This is a genomic window from Burkholderia sp. BCC1988 (assembly GCF_905339895.1).
In the GTDB taxonomy this organism is placed as follows: domain Bacteria; phylum Pseudomonadota; class Gammaproteobacteria; order Burkholderiales; family Burkholderiaceae; genus Burkholderia.
This window is the reverse complement of record NZ_CAJPHA010000033.1, coordinates 15594-36094: the sequence shown is the minus strand read 5'-3', so window position 1 is coordinate 36094 and position 20501 is coordinate 15594. Positions and strand designations below refer to the sequence as shown.

Below are 20501 nucleotides of genomic sequence, written 5' to 3'. Positions count from 1 at the left end.
CGCGGGTGGCTTCCGTGCGTGCAATCAGTCGTTGATCACCCGCCTCACGCGTGCGTGCGCCGACTCGCCTCCGCATCGACCTCGCGCAGCGACTTGCCGCGCGTTTCCTTCGCAAGCCCGACGCACACGATCGAGATCAGCGCGGCCGCGACGAGATACAACGCGATCGGCGTCGACGAGTGATAGCGCTCGAGCAGCGACAGCCCGATCAGCGGCGCAAGCGAGCCGGCCATCAGCGGCGCGACCTGGTAGCACAGCGACAGCGCGGTATAGCGCACGTTGGTCGGGAACATCTCGGTCATCAGCGCCGAATACGGCGAGTACGTCATCGATTCGATGAACAGGCCGAGCACGATCGCGGCCATGATGATCCAGTCGTTGCCGGTATCCATCATCGGGAACGCGACGAAGCCCCAGCCGGCGGTCAGCACGGCGCCCGTCAGATACACGGGCTTGCGCCCGACGAGATCCGACATCAGCCCCATCAGCGGGATGAAGAAGAAGTGAATCGCGTTGGCGGCGAACATCAGTTTCAGGATCCGCGTGGTGTCGAAGCCGACGACCAGCTTCAGGTAAGTCAGCGAGAACGTGACGACCATGTAATACAGGATGTTCTCGGCGAACCGCGCGCCGATGCCGATCAGCACCTGCCGCCAGTGATACTTGAGCACGTGGCCCACGCCGAGCTGCTTTTCCTGCTTCTGCGCGCGGCGCGCCTGCGCTTCCTTGAAGATCGGCGCATCGTCGACCTTGCGGCGAATCCAGAAACCGATCAGCACGACCACCGCCGAGAACCAGAACGCCGCGCGCCAGCCCCACGCCAGGAAGTCGGCCTCGGACAGCGAGCTCGACAGCACCAGCAGGATGATGGTCGCGACGAGGTTACCGGCCGGCACGCCGGCCTGCGGCCAGCTGGCCCAGAAGCCGCGGCGGTTGTCCGGGCTGTGTTCGCTGACCAGCAGGATCGCGCCGCCCCACTCGCCGCCGAACGCGAAGCCCTGGATCAGGCGCAGCGACACCAGCAGCACCGGCGCCCAGTAGCCGATCGCATCGAAGGTCGGCAGGCACCCCATCAGGAAGGTCGTGACGCCGACCACGATCAGGCTCACCTGCAGCAGATACTTGCGGCCGAACTTGTCGCCGTAGTAACCGAACACCAGCCCGCCGATCGGGCGCGCGGCGAATCCCACCGCATACAGCGCGAACGCGGCGAGCAGGCCGTCGATCGGGTTGCCGGTCTTCTTGAAGAAGTGCGTGCCGAACACCAGCGCCGACGCCGTTCCATACAGGAAGAACTCGTACCACTCCGCCACCGAGCCGACCATCGACGCCGCGACGACCCGCTTCAATTCCCGCTTCGACGCCGTGTCCGGCACGGCTGCTGCACTACCGGGCGAGACTGCCTCGCCGACCTGACTTGTCATCTCCGTATCTCCTCTCGTTGTCTTCCATTTCCCTTGGCGGGCCGGGTTCGCGCGTAAGCACGTCGAAAGATTTTATACAATATCCAATACACAATCCACGCAATCTCAAAAAGGTTTCGGCAGAAATGCGACATGCGGGGCGGCATCCGGCCGTCAGGTTCCGAGCCTGCGAGAGCGATTTTTCTGATCAGAGGAAAGTACGGCGGCGGCCCGTCTATGGGGTGCCAATCACGGCCCGCGGGCCGACGGGCGGGGCGTGGCGTGAATTTTCCGGCGTCGACGGGATCGTCCGTCGCCCCCGCCCAAAGCCGCTGCGGCGCGGTTCGCCACCCTCCCCGAGGCTCCGGCACGACGACCTTCGTCACGCCCTTTTTATTTTATATTGTATAAAATATTCGAAGTGGCTAGAATGACTTCCGTCGATGGCTGACTCTCGGGCGAAACCGGAGGCAACGTTTCGGCACCGAGGCAAACAAGAGGCGGCCAGCCGCCGTCCGGATCGCATGCAGCACCGACGAGACGGCGAGCGCGCGTACAGCCCACGTTGCCAGCAATGGCAGTTGACCCTATCTGAATGTGAGGAAACGAGATGAGCGACAACATTTTTACCGGCACCATTCCGGCCCTGATGACGCCGTGCACCGCTGACCGTCAGCCGGATTTCGACGCGCTGGTGAAGAAGGGCAAGGAACTGATTGCACTCGGCATGCGCGCGGTGGTGTACTGCGGCTCGATGGGCGACTGGCCGCTGCTGACCGAAGCGCAGCGCCAGGAAGGCGTCGCGCGCCTGGTCGAAGCCGGCGTCCCGACGATCGTCGGCACCGGCGCGGTGAACTCGAAGGAAGCCGTGTCGCACGCCGCGCATGCCGCGAAGGTCGGCGCGCACGGCCTGATGGTGATCCCGCGCGTGCTGTCGCGCGGCGCATCGCCGGCGGCCCAGAAGGCGCACTTCGCCGCGATCCTGAACGCCGCGCCGAACCTGCCGGCCGTGATCTACAACAGCCCGTACTACGGCTTCGCGACCCGCGCCGACCTGTTCTTCGAACTGCGTCGCCAGCACCCGAACCTGATCGGCTTCAAGGAATTCGGCGGCGCCGCCGACATGCGCTACGCAGCCGAGAACATCACGTCGCAGGACGACAGCGTCACGCTGATGGCCGGCGTCGACACGCAGGTCTTCCACGGCTTCGTGAACTGCGGCGCCGCAGGCGCGATCACCGGTATCGGCAACGCGCTGCCGCGTGAAGTGCTGCAACTGGTCGACCTGTGCAAGAAGGCCGCGCAAGGCGACGCAGTGGCGCGCGTGCGTGCGAAGGAACTGGAAGCAGCGCTGGCCGTGCTGTCGTCGTTCGACGAAGGCTGCGATCTGGTCCTGTTCTACAAGCACCTGATGGTGCTGAACGGCGACAAGGAATACACGCTGCACTTCAACGAAACCGACGCCCTGAGCGACGCGCAGCGCAACTACGCGGAAGCGCAGTACACGCTGTTCCGCAACTGGTATGCGAACTGGTCGAAGAGCATCGCGTAAGCGCGTACGCACGAAACCGTTCGATACGCAGCCATGAACCGGCTGCGTGACGAAAACGAAAAGCCACGGAGCATTCCGTGGCTTTTTTCATTCGCGCGCTGCGCCGCAGTCGCGCATCTGCCGAATCAGTGCTGCTGCACGGCCGCCCCGCTCGCGCGCTCCTGTTCCGTGATCTCCGTGCGGCAATGGCCGATCATGTACAACGCACCGGCCGCGGCGAGCGCCGGCACCGCCAGCAGGCTGAACACGTCGCCGAAGTGCCAGCCGAGCCCCATCAGCAGCGCGCCGGCGAATGCGCCGGCCACGCCGCCGATTCGTCCGATGCCGAGCATCCATGCCACGCCCGTCGCGCGGCAGCGCGTCGGATACAGGCTCGCCGCATAGGCCGACATCGACGTCACCGCGCTCGTCACCACGGTGCCGCACAGGAAAATCAGCGTGCCGAGCCATGCGGCATGCCCGATCGTGCGGCTCGCCACGAGCACCAGCAGCGCCGCCACGCCATACGCGCAGACGATCGTCCGGTTCGGATTGAAGCGGTCCATCAGCCATCCGGCGCCGAGGTTGCCGAGCACGCCGCCGAGCGGGAACAGCGACGTCATCAGCGCGCCGCCTTCGGCGCTGAAGCCCGCGTCGCGAAGCAGCGTCGGCATCCAGTTGGTCAGCAGGTAATAGATCAGCAGTCCCATGAAATAGGCCGCCCACAGCATCAGCGTGCGCGAACGGAACTGCGCGGATACGACCTGCGCGAGCGCGGACGCCCCGCCCGTTTGCGCTCGCGCGCCGGCGGCCACGAACGTGCAGTCGTCGAAGCGCTCGCGCGGTGCGATCCGCGCGAGGATGCGCGCGATGCGCGCATGCGTGCCCGGTCGCGCCGCGAGATACTGCGCGGACTCGGGCAGCAGCATCACGAGCGCGACCGCCAGCGCGAGCGGCCCGATGCCGCCCGCGGTCAGCACGCTTTGCCAGCCGAACTGCGGAATCAGCCATGCGGACGTGACGCCTCCCACCGCAAGCCCGCACGAGAAACCGCAGAACATCGCGTTGACGGCCACACCGCGGATCCGGGCCGGCGCGTACTCCGACATCAGCGTGACGGCGTTCGGCATCGCCGCGCCCAGGCCGAGCCCGGTCAGGAAGCGGAATGCAGTCAACGCTTCGATCGACTGTGCATGCGCGGACACCATGCTCCATGCGCCGAAACACGCGACCGACAGCACGAGCACGGTCTTGCGGCCGAGCCGGTCCGCGCACGGGCCGGCGGCGAGTGCGCCGATGCCGAGCCCGGCCAGCGCCGCGCTCATCACCGGGCCGAGCGCGCTGCGCGCGATGCCCCAGTCGTGCGTCAGCGCAGGTGCGATGAAGCCGATCGCGGCCGTGTCGTAGCCGTCGGCGGCCACGACCAGGAAGCACAGGATCAGGATCAGCCACTGACAGGGGGAAAAGCGCTCTGCGTCGATGAACGACTGCACGTCGAGCGTACGCGGGGGGGTTTTCATCGTATGTCTCCTTCGGTCCGGTCGCACGACGGTGCCGATGCACCGCCCGCGCGCGGACCTGTTCATGGTCATGGTTTCGTCGTGAACCCGGCGCCCTTGCAGGCCGGCGAGCGCGACGCGGCAGCCCGTGGCGGCGAACCGCATCGCGCATGGCCGGCCGATGCCGTCCGCGCCGCGCGTGACGATCGCCCCGCGCGCGGGGTGTCGTCCGTGTCGGGTCCGGGTTTCATCGTCATCGGCTCAGCGCGTCAGGTACGCGAGACTCGCGAACTCGACGCGGCGGATGATGCGGCTCTCCTGCGCGACGATCAGGTGGCCGGACGCCTGCAGATACGCGGGCCAGTCCGGATCGGCATCGCGCGCGGTGCGCCGCGCGTCGTAGTCGGCGATGCTGTCGTAGCCCCACAGATGGACGACCTGGTTCAACGCGCCGATGTCGCTCATGTAGAAGCCGACGGGCGCGCCGAGATACTTGACCTGGATCGGCATCGCGAGCCGGTCGAAGATCTCGATGAACTCCGCCATGCCGCGCGGGCGAATCGTGTAGATGCGATGGTCGATGAAGGATTTAGCGGTAGTCATGGTCGGCTCCGGGTTCAGGCGGTCGCGCGCGCGGCGGCGGGTGGTGTCGGCTCGGCGGCGGATTGTGTCGGCTCGGCAAGATCGAGTCGGTCACGAAGGTCGGTCTGGTCGCCAAGATCGGCAAGCCCCGCGATATGGCGTGCGCTCAGATAGCCGAACGTCATGATCGGCCCGAGCGTGATCCCCGCGCCCGGATAGTTGCCGCCCATGATGCTGGCGCGATCGTTGCCGACCGCATACAGCCCGGCGATCGGCCGGTCGTCGGCGGCGAGCACCTGGCCGACCACGTTGGTCCGGATGCCGTCGAAGGTGCCGAGGTCGCCCATCACGACCTTCAGCGCGTAATACGGCCCGTCGCCGAGCGGCGCCACGCACGGATTCGGACGATGGTCGGCGTCGCCGAGATAACGGTTGAACGACGTCGTGCCGCGGCCGAATTCGGGATCCTCGCCGCGCGCGGCTTCGCGGTTGTAGCGCCGCACGGTCGCTTCCAGATTCGCCGCATCGATGCCGGCGCGCTGCGCGAGTTCGGCCAGCGTGCGCCCCTGCACGAGATAGCCGTTGCGCAGCAGCGGCCCGAGCGGCACGGGTGCGGGTTTCGCGAAGCCGAGCCCGTATTTGCGGATCGTCGCGTGATCGCACACGAGCCACATCGCCGTCTCGGTCTCGCCTTGGCATGCTGCGATCATCGCGGCGCCGACGTCGTGATACGAATTCGATTCATTCGTGAAACGCGTGCCGCGGCGGGTCACGCCGATGACGCCCGGCTTGTAGCGATCGAGCAGATGCGGAAACACACCGAAGCGGCCGTCGCCGAGCGGCACGCGCGAGACGGGCATCCATGCGGCCGGTTGCGGATAGCGGATCTCGACGCGGCCGCCCACGCGCTCGGCGAGCGTCGCGCCGTCGCCGGTGTTGCCGGCCGGCACCGGCGATACATGCTCGCCGCCGCGCGCAACGTGCGGATAAGCACGCGCGATGCGCGCGACGTCGTGCGAGAAGCCGCCGCTCGCGAGCACGACCGCGCGGCGCGCGGTGATGCGATACGTCGCGCCGTCGGCCCCGACCGTCGCGCCGGCGATGCGTGCGCCGTCCGCGACGAGTTCGCGTGCGGGCGTGTTCGTCAGGATCGGAATGCCGAGATCCAGCGCGGACTTCGCGAGGCGCGCGGCGAGCGCGTTGCCGCTCGTGATCTGCACGCCGCGCCGGTACAGCGCGAGATCCTTCAGATGCGCGGCAAGCCGCTTCGTCACGTACCACGCCGACCGAAGCGAGCGTGTCGCGTTGAAGAAGTGCTTCAGGTCCGCGTTCGACGAATTGAACATCATCCCGATGAACGTGATCGTCTTCAGCGGCGGACGCAGGCGCTCGAGATCGCGCCCGAGCCCGCGCGCATCGTACGGCGCGGCGACGACCGAGCGGCCGATGTCGACGCCGCCGGGCATGTCCGGGTGATAGTCGGGATACAGCGTCGGCACGAATTTCACGTCCGTCTCGCGCTCGAAGAAGTCGAGCATGCGCGGGCCGTGCTCGAGAAACGCGTCGATCGCCGCATCGTCGTAGAACGCGCCCGTCTCGCCGCGCAGATACGTGCGGGCCGCTTCGCGCGTATCCTGCACGCCGTTTGCGCGTGCATGGCGATTGCCGGGGATCCACAGCACGCCGCCTGAAAACGCGGTCGTGCCGCCGAAACATGCTTCCTTCTCGACCACGATCACGTCGAGCCCCGCCTTGCGCGCGGTAATGGCGGTGGACAGGCCGCCCGCTCCCGATCCGATCACGAGCAGATCGCACGTGACGTGCTTCGAACGCTGCTGATCGTTCATCATGTCTTCCTCCATCTCTTGAATAACTGTGCGTCGCCGGGCTCGCGCTGCGCGTTGTGCGTGCAGCACGGCAAGGCCGCCGATTCAGCGTGCGCCGGCACCGGCGTCGTAGCCCGGCCGCGGCACGAGGTCCATCAGCATCGCGTCGAGGCCGCCGTCGACCACCAGCTCCGCGCCATTCACGTATGCCGCACGCGGGCTCGCGAGAAACGCGACGACGTTCGCGATGTCGTCGGGCCGGCCGATGCGGCGGCTCGCGGTCATCGCGCTGCGGCGTGCCTCGATGTCGCCGCTCGCATAGAACGACTCGGACAGCGGCGTGCGGATCATTCCCGGGCACACGGTATTGCTGCGGATGCCGCGCGGCCCCCACTCCGCCGCCAGTTGCCGCGCGAGCATCGCGACCGCCGCCTTGCTCGCGCTGTAGGCGCCGCTGTACGTCTGCGGGTGGCGCGCCGCGATCGACGCGACATGCACCAGCGCACCCGAGCCGCGCGCGAGCATCGCGCGCCCGAACGCTTGCGAACACAACATGTAGCCGGTGAGATTGACCTGCAGCATCGCGTTCCATGCGTCGAGGCCGATGCTCTCGATGCCGCCGGCACGCAACAGGCCGGCGTTGTTCACGAGCACGTCGGCGGGACCGAGGTCACGCTCCACGCGTTCGGCGGCCTGCGTCACGCTGGCGGCGTCGCCGATATCGCAGCCGATCGCGACGACGTCGCCGCCGGCCGCGCGCAGCCGCTCGGCGATCGCGATGGTGCCGTCCGCGTCGCGGTCGAGCAGCGCGACCCGCGCGCCGGCCGCCACGAACGTTTCGACGATCGACGCGCCGATGCCGCCCGCGGCCCCCGTCACGACGCAAACCTGCCCGTCAAGACGAAGCCAGTCCTGCTGTTGATTGTTCGCTTGCGATATCATTAGGTATCCTCTTGAAATGAGCTTGAGAGATCCGGCTCGATCCGGCACACGCTGCCCGAACGTCGCGCGCTGCGTCAGTGGCAAGCGCTACGTCGATGGGAAAAGTATAGAAGCGCGCATCGCGCGAAAATTGGACAAACGCCGCAAGCAACAGGACAATTTGTACACAGGAGGCCGTGCGGCATGAGGAGAATCCCTAACTACGATCTGTATGGCGAATCGGCGCGTCCGCCCTGGTACGACGCGTTCAACTTCGAATGGATACCGGAGCGCAGCCAGCCGAACGACTGGCATATCGCCGCGCACCGTCACGACGCGCTATTGCAGATTTTGTACATCCGCGGCGGGCAGGGGCATGTCGTGATCGAGAGCGGGAAGCACACGTTCGCGCCGCCGTGCCTCGTGGTGCTGCCCGCGCAGACGGTCCATGCGTTCGAGTTCTCGCCGCAGATCGACGGCCTCGTGATCACGGTCGTGCAGCGCGCGCTCGAAACGCTGGTCAAGACCGCCGCGCCCGGCGCGCTGTCGATCCTGCAACGCGCGGCGGTGATTCCGGTCAGGGAGCCGGACGCGAGCGCGTCGATGCTGATGCCGCTGTTCGCGTTGCTCGAACAGGAATTCCGCAGCACCTCACGCGGACGCGGCGCGGCCGGGATGGCGTTGCTGGTGGCGTTGGTCGTGCATGTCGCGCGCCTGAGCGATCTCGCGGCCGCGCCGTCGCATGCCGGCACCGATCGGCGCGCCACGTTGCTGCGGCGGTTTCGCGAACTGATCGACACGCATTTTCGCGAGCATCGGCCGGTGGAATTCTATGCGGACCGGCTCGGCGTGACGGCCGCGCAGCTTGCGCGCGTGTGCCGGGAGGAGTTGGGCATCTCGACGACGGCGGTCGTCAACGCGCATCTGATTCGCGAAGCGCAGCGCGATCTGGTTTATTCGAATCTGAGCGTGAAGCAGATCGCGCACGAGATGGGGTTTGCGGACAGCGCGTATTTCAGCCGCTATTTCCGCAAGCAGACCGGCCTGACGCCGGGCGAGTTCAGGGAAACGGCCCATCGCGACCTGATGCCGGGCCGCTCGTAAACGGGCCGAGCGGTGCGGGCGGCGCAGGCGATCGCGGCTCCCGAAAGCCGCGACCGCAACAGCCGGCTCGGTCGCCGCGCGTCAGACCGCGACCGCGCCGACGTAATTTTCGGCCATCGCCATCGCCGCCGGGCGCGACGTCGTCACGTGCTCGAGTTCGGCCACCTGCAAACGCTGCTCGAACGGCGACGCGTCGTCGAGACGATGCATCATGCGCGTCATCCAGTACGAGAAGTGTTCGGCGCGCCAGATCCGGCGCAGCGCGGTTTCGCTGTACGCGTCGAGCAGGTCGGTGCGCGCTTCGTCGTAGAACGCCTGCAGCGCGGACGTCAGGATGCGCACGTCCGACACCGCGAGGTTGAGGCCCTTCGCGCCGGTCGGCGGCACGATGTGCGCGGCGTCGCCAGCAAGGAACAGGCGGCCGTGCTGCATCGTGGTCGACACGAAGCTGCGCATGCCGACGATGTTCTTCTGGAAAATCCGCCCTTCCACGACCTGCCGGCCATCGGCGGAGTCAACGCGCGCGTGCATCTCGGCCCAGATGCGATCGTCGGACCATTGGTCGACCGAATCCTTCGGGTCGCACTGGAAATACATGCGCTGCACGTTCGGCGAGCGCGTGCTGACGAGCGCGAAGCCGCGTTCGTGGCGCGCATAGATCAGCTCGTCCGACGACGGCGGCGCCTCGACGAGAATGCCGAACCAGCCGAACGGAAACACGCGCTCGTAGTCCTGCCGCAAGGCGGCGGGGATCATCGTGCGCGACACGCCCTGCGAGCCGTCGCAGCCGATCACGAAGTCGCAGTCGAGCGTCTGTTCGACGCCGTCGTGCACGAAACGGATCGACGGCGCATCGGTCTCGATGCCGGCAATCGTCGTCCCGGACACGTTGAAGTACAGCGCGCCGCCGGCCGCCACGCGCGCGGCCACGAGATCCTTCAGCACCTCGTGCTGCGCATAGACGGTGATCGCCTTGCCGGTCAGCTCAGTCAAATCGATGCGGCGGCGCTTGCCTTCGAATGCCAGTTCGAACCCGTGATGCAGCGCGCCTTCCGCCTTCATCCGGTCGCCGACCCCCGATTCGGTCAGCACGTCCATCGTGCCCTGTTCGAGCACGCCGGCGCGGATGGTGGATTCGATCTGTTCGCGGCTGCGCGACTCGAGCACGACCGACTCGATACCGCGCAGATGAAGAAGATGGGAAAGCAGCAGGCCCGCGGGCCCGGCGCCGATGATGCCGACTTGCGTACGCATGAATGTCTCCGGTTGGGATTGATTTTGCGCAAGTGTGGCGGCGATGCGCGCTATCCCGCAACGCGATATCCGGAATATGGACTATCTCGATAATGGATAAAGGCGGACGCGCGCGGCACGTCCCGGGCCGCGCGCGTCCATCCGCTCAGGGCTTCGCCGGCGCCGGCCGCGACTCCATCCCGTCGATCTTCGCGAGCAGCGCATTGCCGAGCTTCGTCAGATGGCGTGGCATGCCGGGGATCGCCAGCAGCGCCTCGATCCGCTCGCGCCAGTAACTCGGGTGACTCACGCGCATCGCAACCGGCATCACCGCCGCGCCGGTATCGGCATCGCTTTCCAGCAGCGCGACCATTCTCTCGATATGAGAGAGCTCGCGCTCCACATAGTCTCTCGTCAGCATGTGCTTGCCACTCCCCGAAACACAGCACCCGGCCTGTCTTCATCGGCGCGTCGCCGCATGGTCCTTTTGCTCGACGCGTCGTCCTCGTTTCGCTTCACGGTACGCGCGTCGTATGTCAGAAAAACACCCGGCAGCACGACGATTTTCTTCATATCGTCGGATCGATGTCGTGCCGCACGCATCACGTCCATGGCCCCTCTCTTCGTTGCCGATCGTAGACACTCTGCGTCGCGGCGGCATCCCCAAAATTGAGGATACCTGCCGACGTCGATCGCACCGCATCCGTGCGACACGCCGGCATGCCAGATCCGGCGAACGCGATGCGGCAACACGCGCAACGTAGCGCGTGCGGCAAACGGGGAACGGGGAACGGGGACGCGAGGATTTGCGCGGCCGACGAGTCTATCGCGGCGCTCTGCACGGCCGCCGTCGATCGCGAACATGGGACGTCGCGCTCGAGGCCCTCATGGCGCTCGCCGACGCGCGAGCGGCGAACTGCTTCGTGCGCGACGCGCGCACCGGCACCGGCGTCCGTTCTCGCTCACCCGCGCGGAACCGGCCGTCGCGACCGGCATTGCCGGCGGCCTGGCGCCGGCCGAGCACGCGGCATGCAACGGCGTACAGATTCGCACCGTGCGCAGCCAGAGCAAGGCAGTCTTCGCGAAGACGGGCGTGCGACGTATTGCCGATCTCGTCGCGCCGTTCGGCGACCGAATACTCAGCGGCGCCGGCCGCGCGCACCCTTGATCGTGCCGGTGCCCGCGGGCTCGGCCGCGGTCATCCGGTCGAGTTGCCGGACGATCTCCGCGCGCAGTTCCGCCGAAATCTCCACGCTGTCGAGCAGTTCCGAGATCCACAGCCCGTCGGCCGCGAGCCGGCAGATCATCAGCGTCGCCGCCCGTTCGAGCGGCACCGGATCCGGCCGCGTCCACTCGCGCATCGGCACCGACCAGCGCGCACGCGTCTCCTGCTCGGTGATCATCGACGCGACCAGCACGCGCAGCACGTCGGTGCTCGCGGCCGGCTGCGCGGTGTCGAGCACCGCATGCAGATACGCGCGCGCCGCCGCGCCGTCGCCGTGCGAATCGGCCGCGCGGCGTGCGGCCATCTGCGTCGCGAAGCGCCCGGTCGCCTGCCCGAACAGCGCGTCGAGCAAGCCCTGCTTGTTCGCGAAGTGATACTGCAGCGCACCTTTCGTCACGCCTGCGCGCTCGGCGACCGCGTCGAGCGTCAACGCGGCCACGCCGTGATGGGTCGCGATTTCCGACGCGGCTTCCAGCAGTTGCGCGCGCACCTGTTCCGGCGCCTTTTTACGCCGCACGCCGGCGACGGGCGCGGAACCGGGCGCAGAACCGGGCACAGCCGGTGCGCCGGACGCCTGCGGGCCGGCCGGTTCGGCCGTGTCGACGGGCTCGGGGATGTCGTGCAAAGCGGGTTCGGGGCGTTTCTTCATGGCGGCGATGTTAGCACCCGCGGTCTCGATATAAACATTCCGGCTGGATGGTATGATCCGCCGCATGAATAAACCCGCCCCCTCCTCCTGGTCCGCGCTCGACACCGCGATCGCCCGCGGCCGCGACGCGCTGATGCGTCTTCAGCAGCCCGACGGCAGTTGGTGTTTCGAACTCGAATCCGACGCGACGATCACCGCGGAATACATCCTGATGATGCATTTCATGGACAAGATCGACGACGCGCGTCAGGAGCAGATGGCGCGCTACCTGCGCGCGATCCAGCGGCTCGACACGCATGGCGGGTGGGATCTGTACGTCGACGGCGATCCGGACGTGTCGTGCAGCGTGAAGGCGTACTTCGCGCTGAAGGCCGCCGGTGACAGCGAGCAGGCGCCGCACATGGTCCGCGCGCGCGACGCGATCCTGAAGCTCGGCGGCGCGGCACGCGCGAACGTGTTCACGCGCATCCTGCTCGCGACCTTCGGCCAGGTGCCGTGGCGCGCGGCGCCGTTCATGCCGGTCGAATTCGTGCTATTCCCGAAGTGGGTGCCGATCTCGATGTACAAGGTCGCGTACTGGGCGCGCACGACGATGGTGCCGCTGCTCGTGCTGTGCTCGCTGAAGGCGCGTGCGCGCAACCCGCGCAACATCGCGATCCCCGAACTGTTCGTCACGCCGCCCGACCAGGAGCGTCACTACTTCCCGCCCGCGCGCGGGATGCGCCGCGCGTTCCTCGCGCTCGATCGCGTGGTGCGTCACGTGGAGCCGCTGCTGCCGAAACGCCTGCGGCAACGTGCGATCCGGCATGCGGAAGCGTGGTGCGCGGAGCGCATGAACGGCGAGGACGGGCTCGGCGGGATCTTTCCGCCGATCGTGTACAGCTACCAGATGATGGACGTGCTCGGCTACCCGGACGATCATCCGCTGCGCCGCGACTGCGAGAACGCGCTCGACAAGCTGCTGGTCACGCGGCCCGACGGCAGCGTGTACTGCCAGCCGTGCCTGTCGCCGGTATGGGACACCGCGTGGAGCACGATGGCGCTCGAGCAGGCGCGTGGCGTGGCCGCGCCCGACGCCGGCGAGCCGGCAGGCTCACTAAATGAACTCGACGCACGTATCGCCCGCGCATACGACTGGCTCGCCGAGCGCCAGGTGAACGACCTGCGCGGCGACTGGATCGAGAACGCGCCCGCCGACACGCAACCGGGCGGCTGGGCGTTCCAGTATGCGAACCCGTACTACCCCGACATCGACGACACCGCGGTCGTCACCGCGATGCTCGACCGCCGTGGCCGCACGCACCGCAACGCGGACGGCTCGCACCCGTATGCGGCGCGCGTCGCACGCGCACTCGACTGGATGCGCGGGCTGCAATCACGCAACGGCGGCTTCGCGGCGTTCGACGCCGACTGCGACCGCATGTACCTGAACGCGATCCCGTTCGCCGATCACGGCGCGCTGCTCGATCCGCCGACCGAGGATGTATCGGGCCGCGTGCTGCTGTGCTTCGGTGTCACGAAGCGCGCGGCCGACCGCGCGTCGCTCGCGCGCGCGATCGACTACGTGAAGCGCACGCAGCAGCCCGACGGCAGTTGGTGGGGCCGCTGGGGCACGAACTACATCTACGGCACGTGGAGCGTGCTGGCCGGGCTCGCGCTCGCGGGCGAAGACCCCGCGCAGCCGTACATCGCCCGCGCGCTGGCCTGGCTGCGCGCGCGTCAGCACGCGGACGGCGGCTGGGGCGAGACGAACGACAGCTACATCGACCCGGCGCTTGCCGGCACCAATGCGGGCGAAAGCACGTCGAACTTCACCGCGTGGGCGCTGCTCGCGCAGATGGCGTTCGGCGACTGCGAATCCGACTCGGTGAAACGCGGCATTGCGTATCTGCAATCGGTGCAGCAGGACGACGGCTTCTGGTGGCACCGCTCGCACAATGCGCCGGGCTTTCCGCGCATCTTCTACCTGAAGTATCACGGCTATACCGCGTACTTCCCGCTGTGGGCGCTTGCGCGCTATCGGCGTCTGGCCGGCGCTGCACTGGCCGGTACGTCTTCGTCCAGCGGGGCCGGCGTGTCGGCTTCTCGCACCACGGATACCGCGCTTGCCTGAGCGTGTTTGTGTGCGTGTGCGTGTGCATTAGCACGAGCGCAAGCACGAGTCCGAACTCGACCGGCAACGCGTACGATCGTCCCTCCCGCGCGCGGGAGGTGCCGCGTGCTCCTCGCGCTCGATCGCGTGACGCGCCGAGTACATGTACGGCGAGGACGGGCTCGGCGGAAGCTTTCCGCCGATCGCGTCCTGCTACCTGATGTAGGGTATGCCCGCCCTCTCGGACGATCATCGGCCGCAACGTGGCTGCGAAAACGCACGGGAAAAGCGGTTGATCACGCGGTCTGACAGCGAGGTAATCGATCGCCGGCGGAAGATAAGATCCTCGTACGGAGCGTTTTCGCCGCACCCTGCCTTAAACGCTCCGACTCGATCCGGAATTCCAGAGCAAATCTCGCAATTTCGTCAATCACCGTTGTGGACGCTGTCTGGTCTACGATTTCAGGCTGCTGCGCTGCCGCCATACGCTGAATAACCGCAAGCCTCGCTTCATCTGAAAGATGTCGCAAATTTGCGCTCGTCTGTTTTCTTCCCAACCCGGCGTCGTGGTCACCACAAGAACCTCGAGCGCGAAATCCGGGCCCCGTTCGTAAAGCAATTTCGCCAACAGAGCACGAAAGCCCGCCGTTCGAGTAAGCGCAGCCGCCCCGCTGCCTTTGGCGGAGTTCATAAAGCAGGTGTCCTCTTTAGATCATCTTTCGTTTCGCGACGTTATTGCCGGCTTTCCGTTGCCATTCGGTAACTATGTTGTAGCCTTCTGGTCCTGCTCCGCTTTTGGTGACATTCATGATCGATCTGCTTGTCGTGACGATGGCGTGAATTGCTCGCCGAGCATGATGACAAACGGATTCATCGCCGATTTCCAGTCGTAGGCAGTGCGATCGGCAGCGAAACTCACATCATATGAAAATAGAATTCGATTGCCGGACAGTTCCTCGCGCCGAAGGCAAGGGAGATCCAAAGTTCAATTTGCTTTAAACTTGGCGAATTAGGCATAGCCAATCATTATCATTTCGGCAAAAAGCCGCATATCATGTTTGCAGTACAACCCGCGGAGGAAAGCATGGCTACATACAAGGAACTGAAGGCTCAAATGGACGCACTGGCGGAGAAAGCGGAAACCGCCCGTCTCACCGAGCTCCAGGCTGTAATCGAAGACATCCGTACCAAGGTCGCGGAGTACGGAATTACCGAAAAAGACATCTTCGGTGTTCGTCGGGATCGAGCGGCGGCAAAAAAGCCGGCGACCGTGAATGCGAAGTATCGCGATCCCAAGACTGGCGCAACCTGGTCGGGCCGTGGCCGCGCGCCCGCATGGATCAAGGATGCCAAGAACCGGAATCGATTCCTGATTCAGGAATGAATCATTCCGGATAACGCCGCGGCTCGATCAGCGGCAACACGCTCATCGAGCGCCGATCATGTGCTTCGGCAATGCACGTCATCGCGTCGATGAAGCCGCTCGCAAGGAGCGCTGAAGCGAGCGTAGTGGCACCCTACGCTCGCTTGTGTGCTCGCCCGAGCAACCGCAACGCGCGAACACTCCGCTACGTGTGGGCAAACACCCGCCTGCATTGCGATATGGGCCACGCATGATCGACGGGTAACGCCCAATCGGTGCGGCGCAATCGCGATCCGTTCCCCCGCTCTCCCCGCTCATGCGTCGCGCCGATCCCGCATCCACGCAAACGCCTCCCGCAGGTCCGTGCAGAACGCGTCGCCGATCATCGACAGCGGCTGCGACGCGGACGTCACCAGGTAAAAGTGATCGGGCACGGCCGGCTCGAACGGTTTGACGGCCACGCGATGGCCCGCATACGCGGCCGTGACCGGATCGATCAGCGCGACGCCCGCACCATTCGCGACGAACGCGACGATCGTCTGCGACAACTGCGCCTCGATCGACAGCACGCGCGACACGCCGGCCTCGACGAACACGCGGTCGATCGCGCTGCGCGCCTCGAAGCTCGGCGGAAACGAAATGAACGATTCGTCGCGCAGGTCGGCCGGCTGCACCACGCGCTTGCGCGCGAGCCGATGCCCGCGCGGCACGATGCAGCACATCGCGCTTTCCGCGAGCCGCTCGCCGCGCACCGCCGGATGCGGCACCGGCTCGGCGATCAGCCCGACGTCGCATTGCCCCGACGCAACCTTGTCGACGACCGTCGACGCGCTGTGCGCAAGCAGCGTGATGTCGACACCCGGATGCGCAACCGCGAAGCGGGTGACGAGTTCCGGCAGCAGGTCGAGTGCGACCGCCGGCGAGCCGGCCACGCGCAGCGTGCCGCGCCGCATCGCGCGGATCTGCTCGGCGGCCTGCGCGACGCGATCGAGCCCGACGAATGCGCGCTCGACTTCCTCGTACAGCACGCGCGCCTGCGCGGTCGGCGTGAAGCGCCCCTGCTGGCGCTCGAACAGCACGAAGCCGACGCGATCCTCGAGGTCGGCGATCAGCCGGCTCACGGCCGGCTGCGAGATATGCAGATCGCGCGCCGCGCGCGTGACGGTATGACGCTGCATCACCGCGCGGAATGCTTCGATCTGACGAATCCTGAGTGAAGGCGTGGTCATAACACTGGATTATGGATCGTTGATCAAGCTGTATTGGACAGTCTATTTTGCCTGGCCGAACATCGATTCAGCAACGTCATACACGCAAGGAACCGCGCCACCATGCCCCATAACACGCACACATCGACCCGATGCCGCCGGAGCCGCACATGACCGTGCGCGGCTTCGACGTCGTCGTGGCCGGCGGCGGCCTCGTCGGCATGGCGCTCGCGTGGGGCATCGCGCGCCTCGGCAAGCGCGTCGCCGTATGCGACGGCGACGACATCGCGTTTCGCGCGGCACGCGGCAACTTCGGGCTGGTGTGGGTGCAGGGCAAGGGCGGACGCTGCCTGCCCTACGCGCGCTGGTCGCGCGAATCGTCCGCGCGCTGGGGCGCGTTCGCCGCGCAGCTGCGGCGCGAGACCGGCGTGGACTGCGGGTTCGAACGCCCGGGCGGCATCGAACTGTTCGAGCAGGACGCCGAGCTGGCCAGCGCGACCGATCTGCTCGCGTCGCTGCATCGCCAGGATGCGGCGCTGTCGTACGAAGTGCTCGATCCGGCCGCGCTGCGCAAGCGGATTCCCGCCGCGTCGCCGGCTCTGGCCGGCGCGCTGTGGTCGCCGAACGACGGTCATGCGAATCCGCTCTACACGCTGCGCGCGATGCTGCAGGCGTTCGTGCAGCGCGGCGGCGTCTATCTGCCGCGCAACGCGGTCGACGAGATTCGTCCGCGCGCCGGACACTTCGAGATCGACACGCGCGAAGGCCGCCTCGAGGCCGGGCGCGTCGTGCTCGCGGCCGGCCTCGACAACGCGCGGCTCGCGCCGATGGTCGGCCTGCACGCGCCGATCTCGCCGCTGCGCGGCCAGATCATGGTCACCGAGCGGCTTGCACCGTTTCTCGACTATCCGACGCTGGTCGTCCGGCAAACGCCGGAAGGCTCGGTGCTGCTCGGCGACTCGGCGGAAGACGTCGGCTTCGACGACGGCCAGACGCGCCCCGCGATGGTCGATATCGCGCGCCGCGCCCGCGCCGCGTTCCCGGCGCTCGCGCAGGCGCGCGTCGTGCGCGCGTGGGGCGCGCTGCGCATCATGACGCCCGACGGCCTGCCCGTCTACGAAGCGTCGGCCACGCATCCCGGCGCGTTCGTCGCGATCTGCCACAGCGGCGTGACGCTCGCGGCCGCGCATGCCGATCTCGTCGCGCCGTGGATCGCGGGCGACGCCGCGCCCGCCGACCTGTCCGCCTTCAACACCGCGCGCTTCGCCGCGCCCACGGCTACCCGGCATGTTTGATTCCATCGTCCCCGCCGCCGCGACGCGCGAACGCGTGCGCATCCACATCGACGGCGCGCCGCACGACGTGCCCGCCCATTACAGCGTCGCGGCCGCGCTGCTCGCCGCCGGCACCCTCGCCTGCCGCGCGAGCGCCGTGAGCGGCGCGCCGCGCGGCCCGTTCTGCATGATGGGCGTGTGCTTCGACTGCCTCGTCGAAGTCGACGGCGTGCCGAACGTGCAAGGCTGCATGACGCCCGTGCACGACGGCATGCAGGTGCGTGCGATGCACGGCAAGGCGAGGCTCGCATGACGCGCCGCCAGTGTGACCTGCTGATCGTCGGCGCCGGGCCGGCCGGCATGGCGGCAGCGGCGGCCGCGCGCACGGCCGGGCTGTCGGTCGTCGTCGCCGACGAGGGCCGCGCGCCCGGCGGCCAGATCTATCGCAACGTCGCCGACGCGCCCGCGGATCTCGCGCGCTGGCTCGGCAAGGATTACGCGGCCGGCCGGCCGCTCGTCGACGGCCTGCTCGCGAGCGGCGCGCTGTATCTGCCGCGCAGCACGGTGTGGCAGGTCGCGTTCGAACCGGAGCCGGTCGCGATGCTCACGCAGAGCGGTCCATCCGGCGGCACGCTCGACATCGGCGCACGCGCGGTGCTGATCGCGACCGGCGCGCAGGAGCGCCCGTGGCCGGCGCGCGGCTGGACGCTGCCGGGCGTGATGGGCGTCGGCGCCGCGCAGACCTTGCTGAAATCGGCGGGGCTCGCGCCGTCGGCCGACACCGTGCTCGCGGGCAGCGGCCCGCTGCTGTGGCTGTTCGCCGCGCAGTTGCTGAATGCGGGCCGGCGCGTGCGCGCGCTGGTCGACACGACGCCGCGCGATGCGTGGCGCCGCGCGCTCCCGCATGCGCTGCCGGCGCTGCGCGGCGCCGATTACCTGCTCAAGGGCTGGCGCATGCTGCGCGCGGTGAGTAACGCAGGCATTCCCGTCCATCGCGGCGCAACCGATATCGGTATCGACGGCGACGGCCGCGCGGAACGCATCCGCTTTCGCGACGCGAACGGCATCGTGCAATCGCTCGATACGTCGCTCGTGCTGCTGCATCAAGGCGTGATTCCATCGACGCAACTCGCCCGCTCGCTCGGCTGCGCGCATGAATGGGACGAACACGCGGCATGCTGGCGGCCGACCTGCGATGCACGCGGCCGCAGCAGCGTCGCGCAGGTATGGATCGCCGGCGACGGTGCGGGCATCGGCGGCGCGCAAGCCGCGGCCCGCGCGGGCGAAGTGTCGGCGCTCGACATCGCGGCCGCGCTCGGCGCACTCGATCGTCGCCGGCAAGCCGAACGCGAGCGCCCGGCGCTGCGGGCGTGGCGCCGTCATCTCGCGGTGCGCCCGCTGCTCGATGCGTTGTACACGCCGCCGGCCGCGCTGCGCCGCCCCGACGGCGACACGATCGTCTGCCGCTGCGAGGAGGTCACGGCCGGCGAGATCCGCGCGCTCGCGGCGCTCGGCTGCCAGGGGCCGAACCAGATGAAGGCGTTCACGCGCTGCGGGATGGGCCCGTGCCAGGGACGCTGGTGCGGCACGACGGTCGGCGAACTGATTGCCGATGTACAGCAGCGCGGCGTCGGCGATGTGGGCCATTACCGGATCCGCGCGCCGATCAAACCGGTCACCGTCGGCGAGATGGCCGACACCCTCGAACTGTCGAACGATTTCCGGCGCGGCGAATTCCCGAGCTGAAGCGCGGCCCGCGCACACCCACGCTTGCCCACACGAACGGAGCCTGACCATGAAGAACAAGACGCGCATCACGATCCTGCTGTCCGCGGCCGCGATGGCCTTCGCGACACTCGCCTCGGCGAAGGAATGGACGACGATCCGCATCGGCGTCGACCCGACCTACCCGCCGTTCGAATCGACCGCGACCGACGGCAGCGTGCAGGGCTTCGACATCGATCTCGGCAACGCACTGTGCGCGAAGCTCAACGCGAAATGCGTGTGGGTGTCGAGCAGCTTCGACGGGCTGATTCCCGGGCTGCAGGCGCGCAAGTTCGACGTGATCCTGTCGTCGATGGCCGCGACCGAACAGCGCCGCCAGCAAATCGACTTCACCGATCGCCTGTACCGCAACCAGACGCGCCTGATCGCGCGCACCGGCTCCGGGCTGCTGCCCGACGCGGCGAAGCTCGCCGGCAAGCGGGTCGCGGTCGAACAGGGGACGATCCAGGAAACCTACGCGCGCGAAAAATGGGCGGCGGCGAAGGTCGAGGTGGTGCCGTATCCGAGCTACGACCAGGCCTATGCGGATCTCGTGACCGGCCGCGTGGACGGCGTGCTGATGGATGCGGTGCAGGGCCAGCTCGGCTTCCTGGCGACGCCGCGCGGCAAGGGCTTCTCGTTCGCGGGCGGAGTCGTGTTCGACCCGAAGATCATGGGCAACGGCGATGCGGCCGGCGTGCGCAAGGCCGATGCGGATCTGCGCGACGCACTGAATCGCGCGATCGCTCAGATCCGCGGCGACGGCACGTACAACCGGATCCAGTCGAAATACTTCGACTTCGACATGTACGGGAATTGACGACGGA

18 protein-coding genes are annotated in these 20501 nt (G+C 67.5%); 8 read left to right on the top strand and 10 right to left on the bottom strand.

What is annotated here, in order from left to right; genetic code table 11:
• Positions 1-44: 44 nt before the first annotated feature.
• Positions 45-1424: a fosfomycin efflux MFS transporter AbaF gene (gene abaF / locus U4012_RS32765; RefSeq protein ID WP_124572023.1), complete on the bottom strand. Its 1380-nt coding sequence runs from the start codon at positions 1422-1424 to the stop codon at positions 45-47.
• A gap of 589 nt (positions 1425-2013) precedes the next feature.
• Between abaF and U4012_RS32760 the strand changes: the two genes are divergently transcribed.
• Complete coding sequence (locus U4012_RS32760; protein ID WP_124523839.1) at positions 2014-2955, top strand: dihydrodipicolinate synthase family protein; 942 nt, start codon at positions 2014-2016, stop codon at positions 2953-2955.
• 125 nt (positions 2956-3080) lie between these two features.
• On the opposite strand, the gene U4012_RS32755 is transcribed toward U4012_RS32760, so the two are convergent.
• The 4 genes from U4012_RS32755 to U4012_RS32740 form a co-directional block, all read right to left on the bottom strand.
• The gene (locus U4012_RS32755; RefSeq protein ID WP_321803787.1) at positions 3081-4454 is read right to left on the bottom strand and encodes an MFS transporter; all 1374 of its coding nucleotides are present in this window, start codon (positions 4452-4454) and stop codon (positions 3081-3083) included.
• Positions 4455-4694: 240 nt separating this feature from the next.
• Complete coding sequence (locus U4012_RS32750; RefSeq protein WP_044847155.1) at positions 4695-5036, bottom strand: NIPSNAP family protein; 342 nt, start codon at positions 5034-5036, stop codon at positions 4695-4697.
• A gap of 14 nt (positions 5037-5050) precedes the next feature.
• Positions 5051-6862, bottom strand: coding sequence for an FAD-dependent oxidoreductase (locus tag U4012_RS32745; RefSeq protein ID WP_321803833.1), 1812 nt, complete (start codon positions 6860-6862; stop codon positions 5051-5053).
• A gap of 84 nt (positions 6863-6946) precedes the next feature.
• Positions 6947-7783, bottom strand: coding sequence for an SDR family NAD(P)-dependent oxidoreductase (locus tag U4012_RS32740; protein ID WP_415750426.1), 837 nt, complete (start codon positions 7781-7783; stop codon positions 6947-6949).
• A gap of 183 nt (positions 7784-7966) precedes the next feature.
• On the opposite strand from U4012_RS32740, the gene U4012_RS32735 reads away from it, so the two are divergent.
• A complete protein-coding gene (locus tag U4012_RS32735; protein ID WP_321803785.1) occupies positions 7967-8866 on the top strand; it encodes a helix-turn-helix domain-containing protein in 900 nt (299 codons plus the stop codon).
• A gap of 81 nt (positions 8867-8947) precedes the next feature.
• Here the strand turns inward: U4012_RS32735 and U4012_RS32730 are convergent, their stop codons facing one another.
• The 3 genes from U4012_RS32730 to U4012_RS32720 all read right to left on the bottom strand — a co-directional run bounded on the left by U4012_RS32730 (position 8948) and on the right by U4012_RS32720 (position 11973).
• A complete protein-coding gene (locus tag U4012_RS32730) occupies positions 8948-10120 on the bottom strand; it encodes a 4-hydroxybenzoate 3-monooxygenase (RefSeq protein ID WP_044847152.1) in 1173 nt (390 codons plus the stop codon).
• A gap of 145 nt (positions 10121-10265) precedes the next feature.
• Positions 10266-10520: a hypothetical protein gene (locus U4012_RS32725; RefSeq protein ID WP_044847151.1), complete on the bottom strand. Its 255-nt coding sequence runs from the start codon at positions 10518-10520 to the stop codon at positions 10266-10268.
• Positions 10521-11238: 718 nt separating this feature from the next.
• A complete protein-coding gene (locus U4012_RS32720; RefSeq protein ID WP_321803781.1) occupies positions 11239-11973 on the bottom strand; it encodes a TetR/AcrR family transcriptional regulator in 735 nt (244 codons plus the stop codon).
• Positions 11974-12025: 52 nt separating this feature from the next.
• Here U4012_RS32720 and shc point away from each other — a divergent pair, with 52 nt between their 5' ends.
• Positions 12026-14086 carry a squalene--hopene cyclase gene (gene shc / locus U4012_RS32715; RefSeq protein ID WP_321803779.1) on the top strand — a complete coding sequence of 687 codons (2061 nt, stop codon included), beginning with the start codon at positions 12026-12028 and terminating at the stop codon, positions 14084-14086.
• Positions 14087-14519: 433 nt separating this feature from the next.
• Here shc and U4012_RS32710 read toward each other — a convergent pair whose 3' ends face one another.
• Positions 14520-14756: a hypothetical protein gene (locus tag U4012_RS32710; RefSeq protein WP_321803776.1), complete on the bottom strand. Its 237-nt coding sequence runs from the start codon at positions 14754-14756 to the stop codon at positions 14520-14522.
• Between the two features lie 393 nt (positions 14757-15149).
• Here U4012_RS32710 and U4012_RS32705 point away from each other — a divergent pair, with 393 nt between their 5' ends.
• The gene (locus U4012_RS32705; RefSeq protein ID WP_044847198.1) at positions 15150-15449 is read left to right on the top strand and encodes an H-NS family nucleoid-associated regulatory protein; all 300 of its coding nucleotides are present in this window, start codon (positions 15150-15152) and stop codon (positions 15447-15449) included.
• A gap of 293 nt (positions 15450-15742) precedes the next feature.
• On the opposite strand, the gene U4012_RS32700 is transcribed toward U4012_RS32705, so the two are convergent.
• A complete protein-coding gene (locus U4012_RS32700; RefSeq protein ID WP_321803774.1) occupies positions 15743-16657 on the bottom strand; it encodes a LysR substrate-binding domain-containing protein in 915 nt (304 codons plus the stop codon).
• Between the two features lie 149 nt (positions 16658-16806).
• Between U4012_RS32700 and U4012_RS32695 the strand changes: the two genes are divergently transcribed.
• From U4012_RS32695 to U4012_RS32680, 4 genes are read left to right on the top strand one after another with little or no spacing between them, the layout of a single operon-like run.
• Positions 16807-17931 (top strand): FAD-dependent oxidoreductase, encoded by a 1125-nt coding sequence (locus U4012_RS32695; protein ID WP_321803772.1) that lies wholly within the window; start codon positions 16807-16809, stop codon positions 17929-17931.
• Positions 17924-18223: a (2Fe-2S)-binding protein gene (locus U4012_RS32690; RefSeq protein ID WP_124668320.1), complete on the top strand. Its 300-nt coding sequence runs from the start codon at positions 17924-17926 to the stop codon at positions 18221-18223. The genes U4012_RS32695 and U4012_RS32690 overlap by 8 nt, the downstream gene beginning before the upstream one ends.
• Positions 18220-19656: an NAD(P)/FAD-dependent oxidoreductase gene (locus tag U4012_RS32685; RefSeq protein ID WP_321803769.1), complete on the top strand. Its 1437-nt coding sequence runs from the start codon at positions 18220-18222 to the stop codon at positions 19654-19656. Before U4012_RS32690 ends, U4012_RS32685 begins: the two co-directional genes overlap by 4 nt.
• A gap of 49 nt (positions 19657-19705) precedes the next feature.
• Complete coding sequence (locus U4012_RS32680) at positions 19706-20494, top strand: ABC transporter substrate-binding protein (protein WP_044847144.1); 789 nt, start codon at positions 19706-19708, stop codon at positions 20492-20494.
• Positions 20495-20501: the final 7 nt, after the last annotated feature.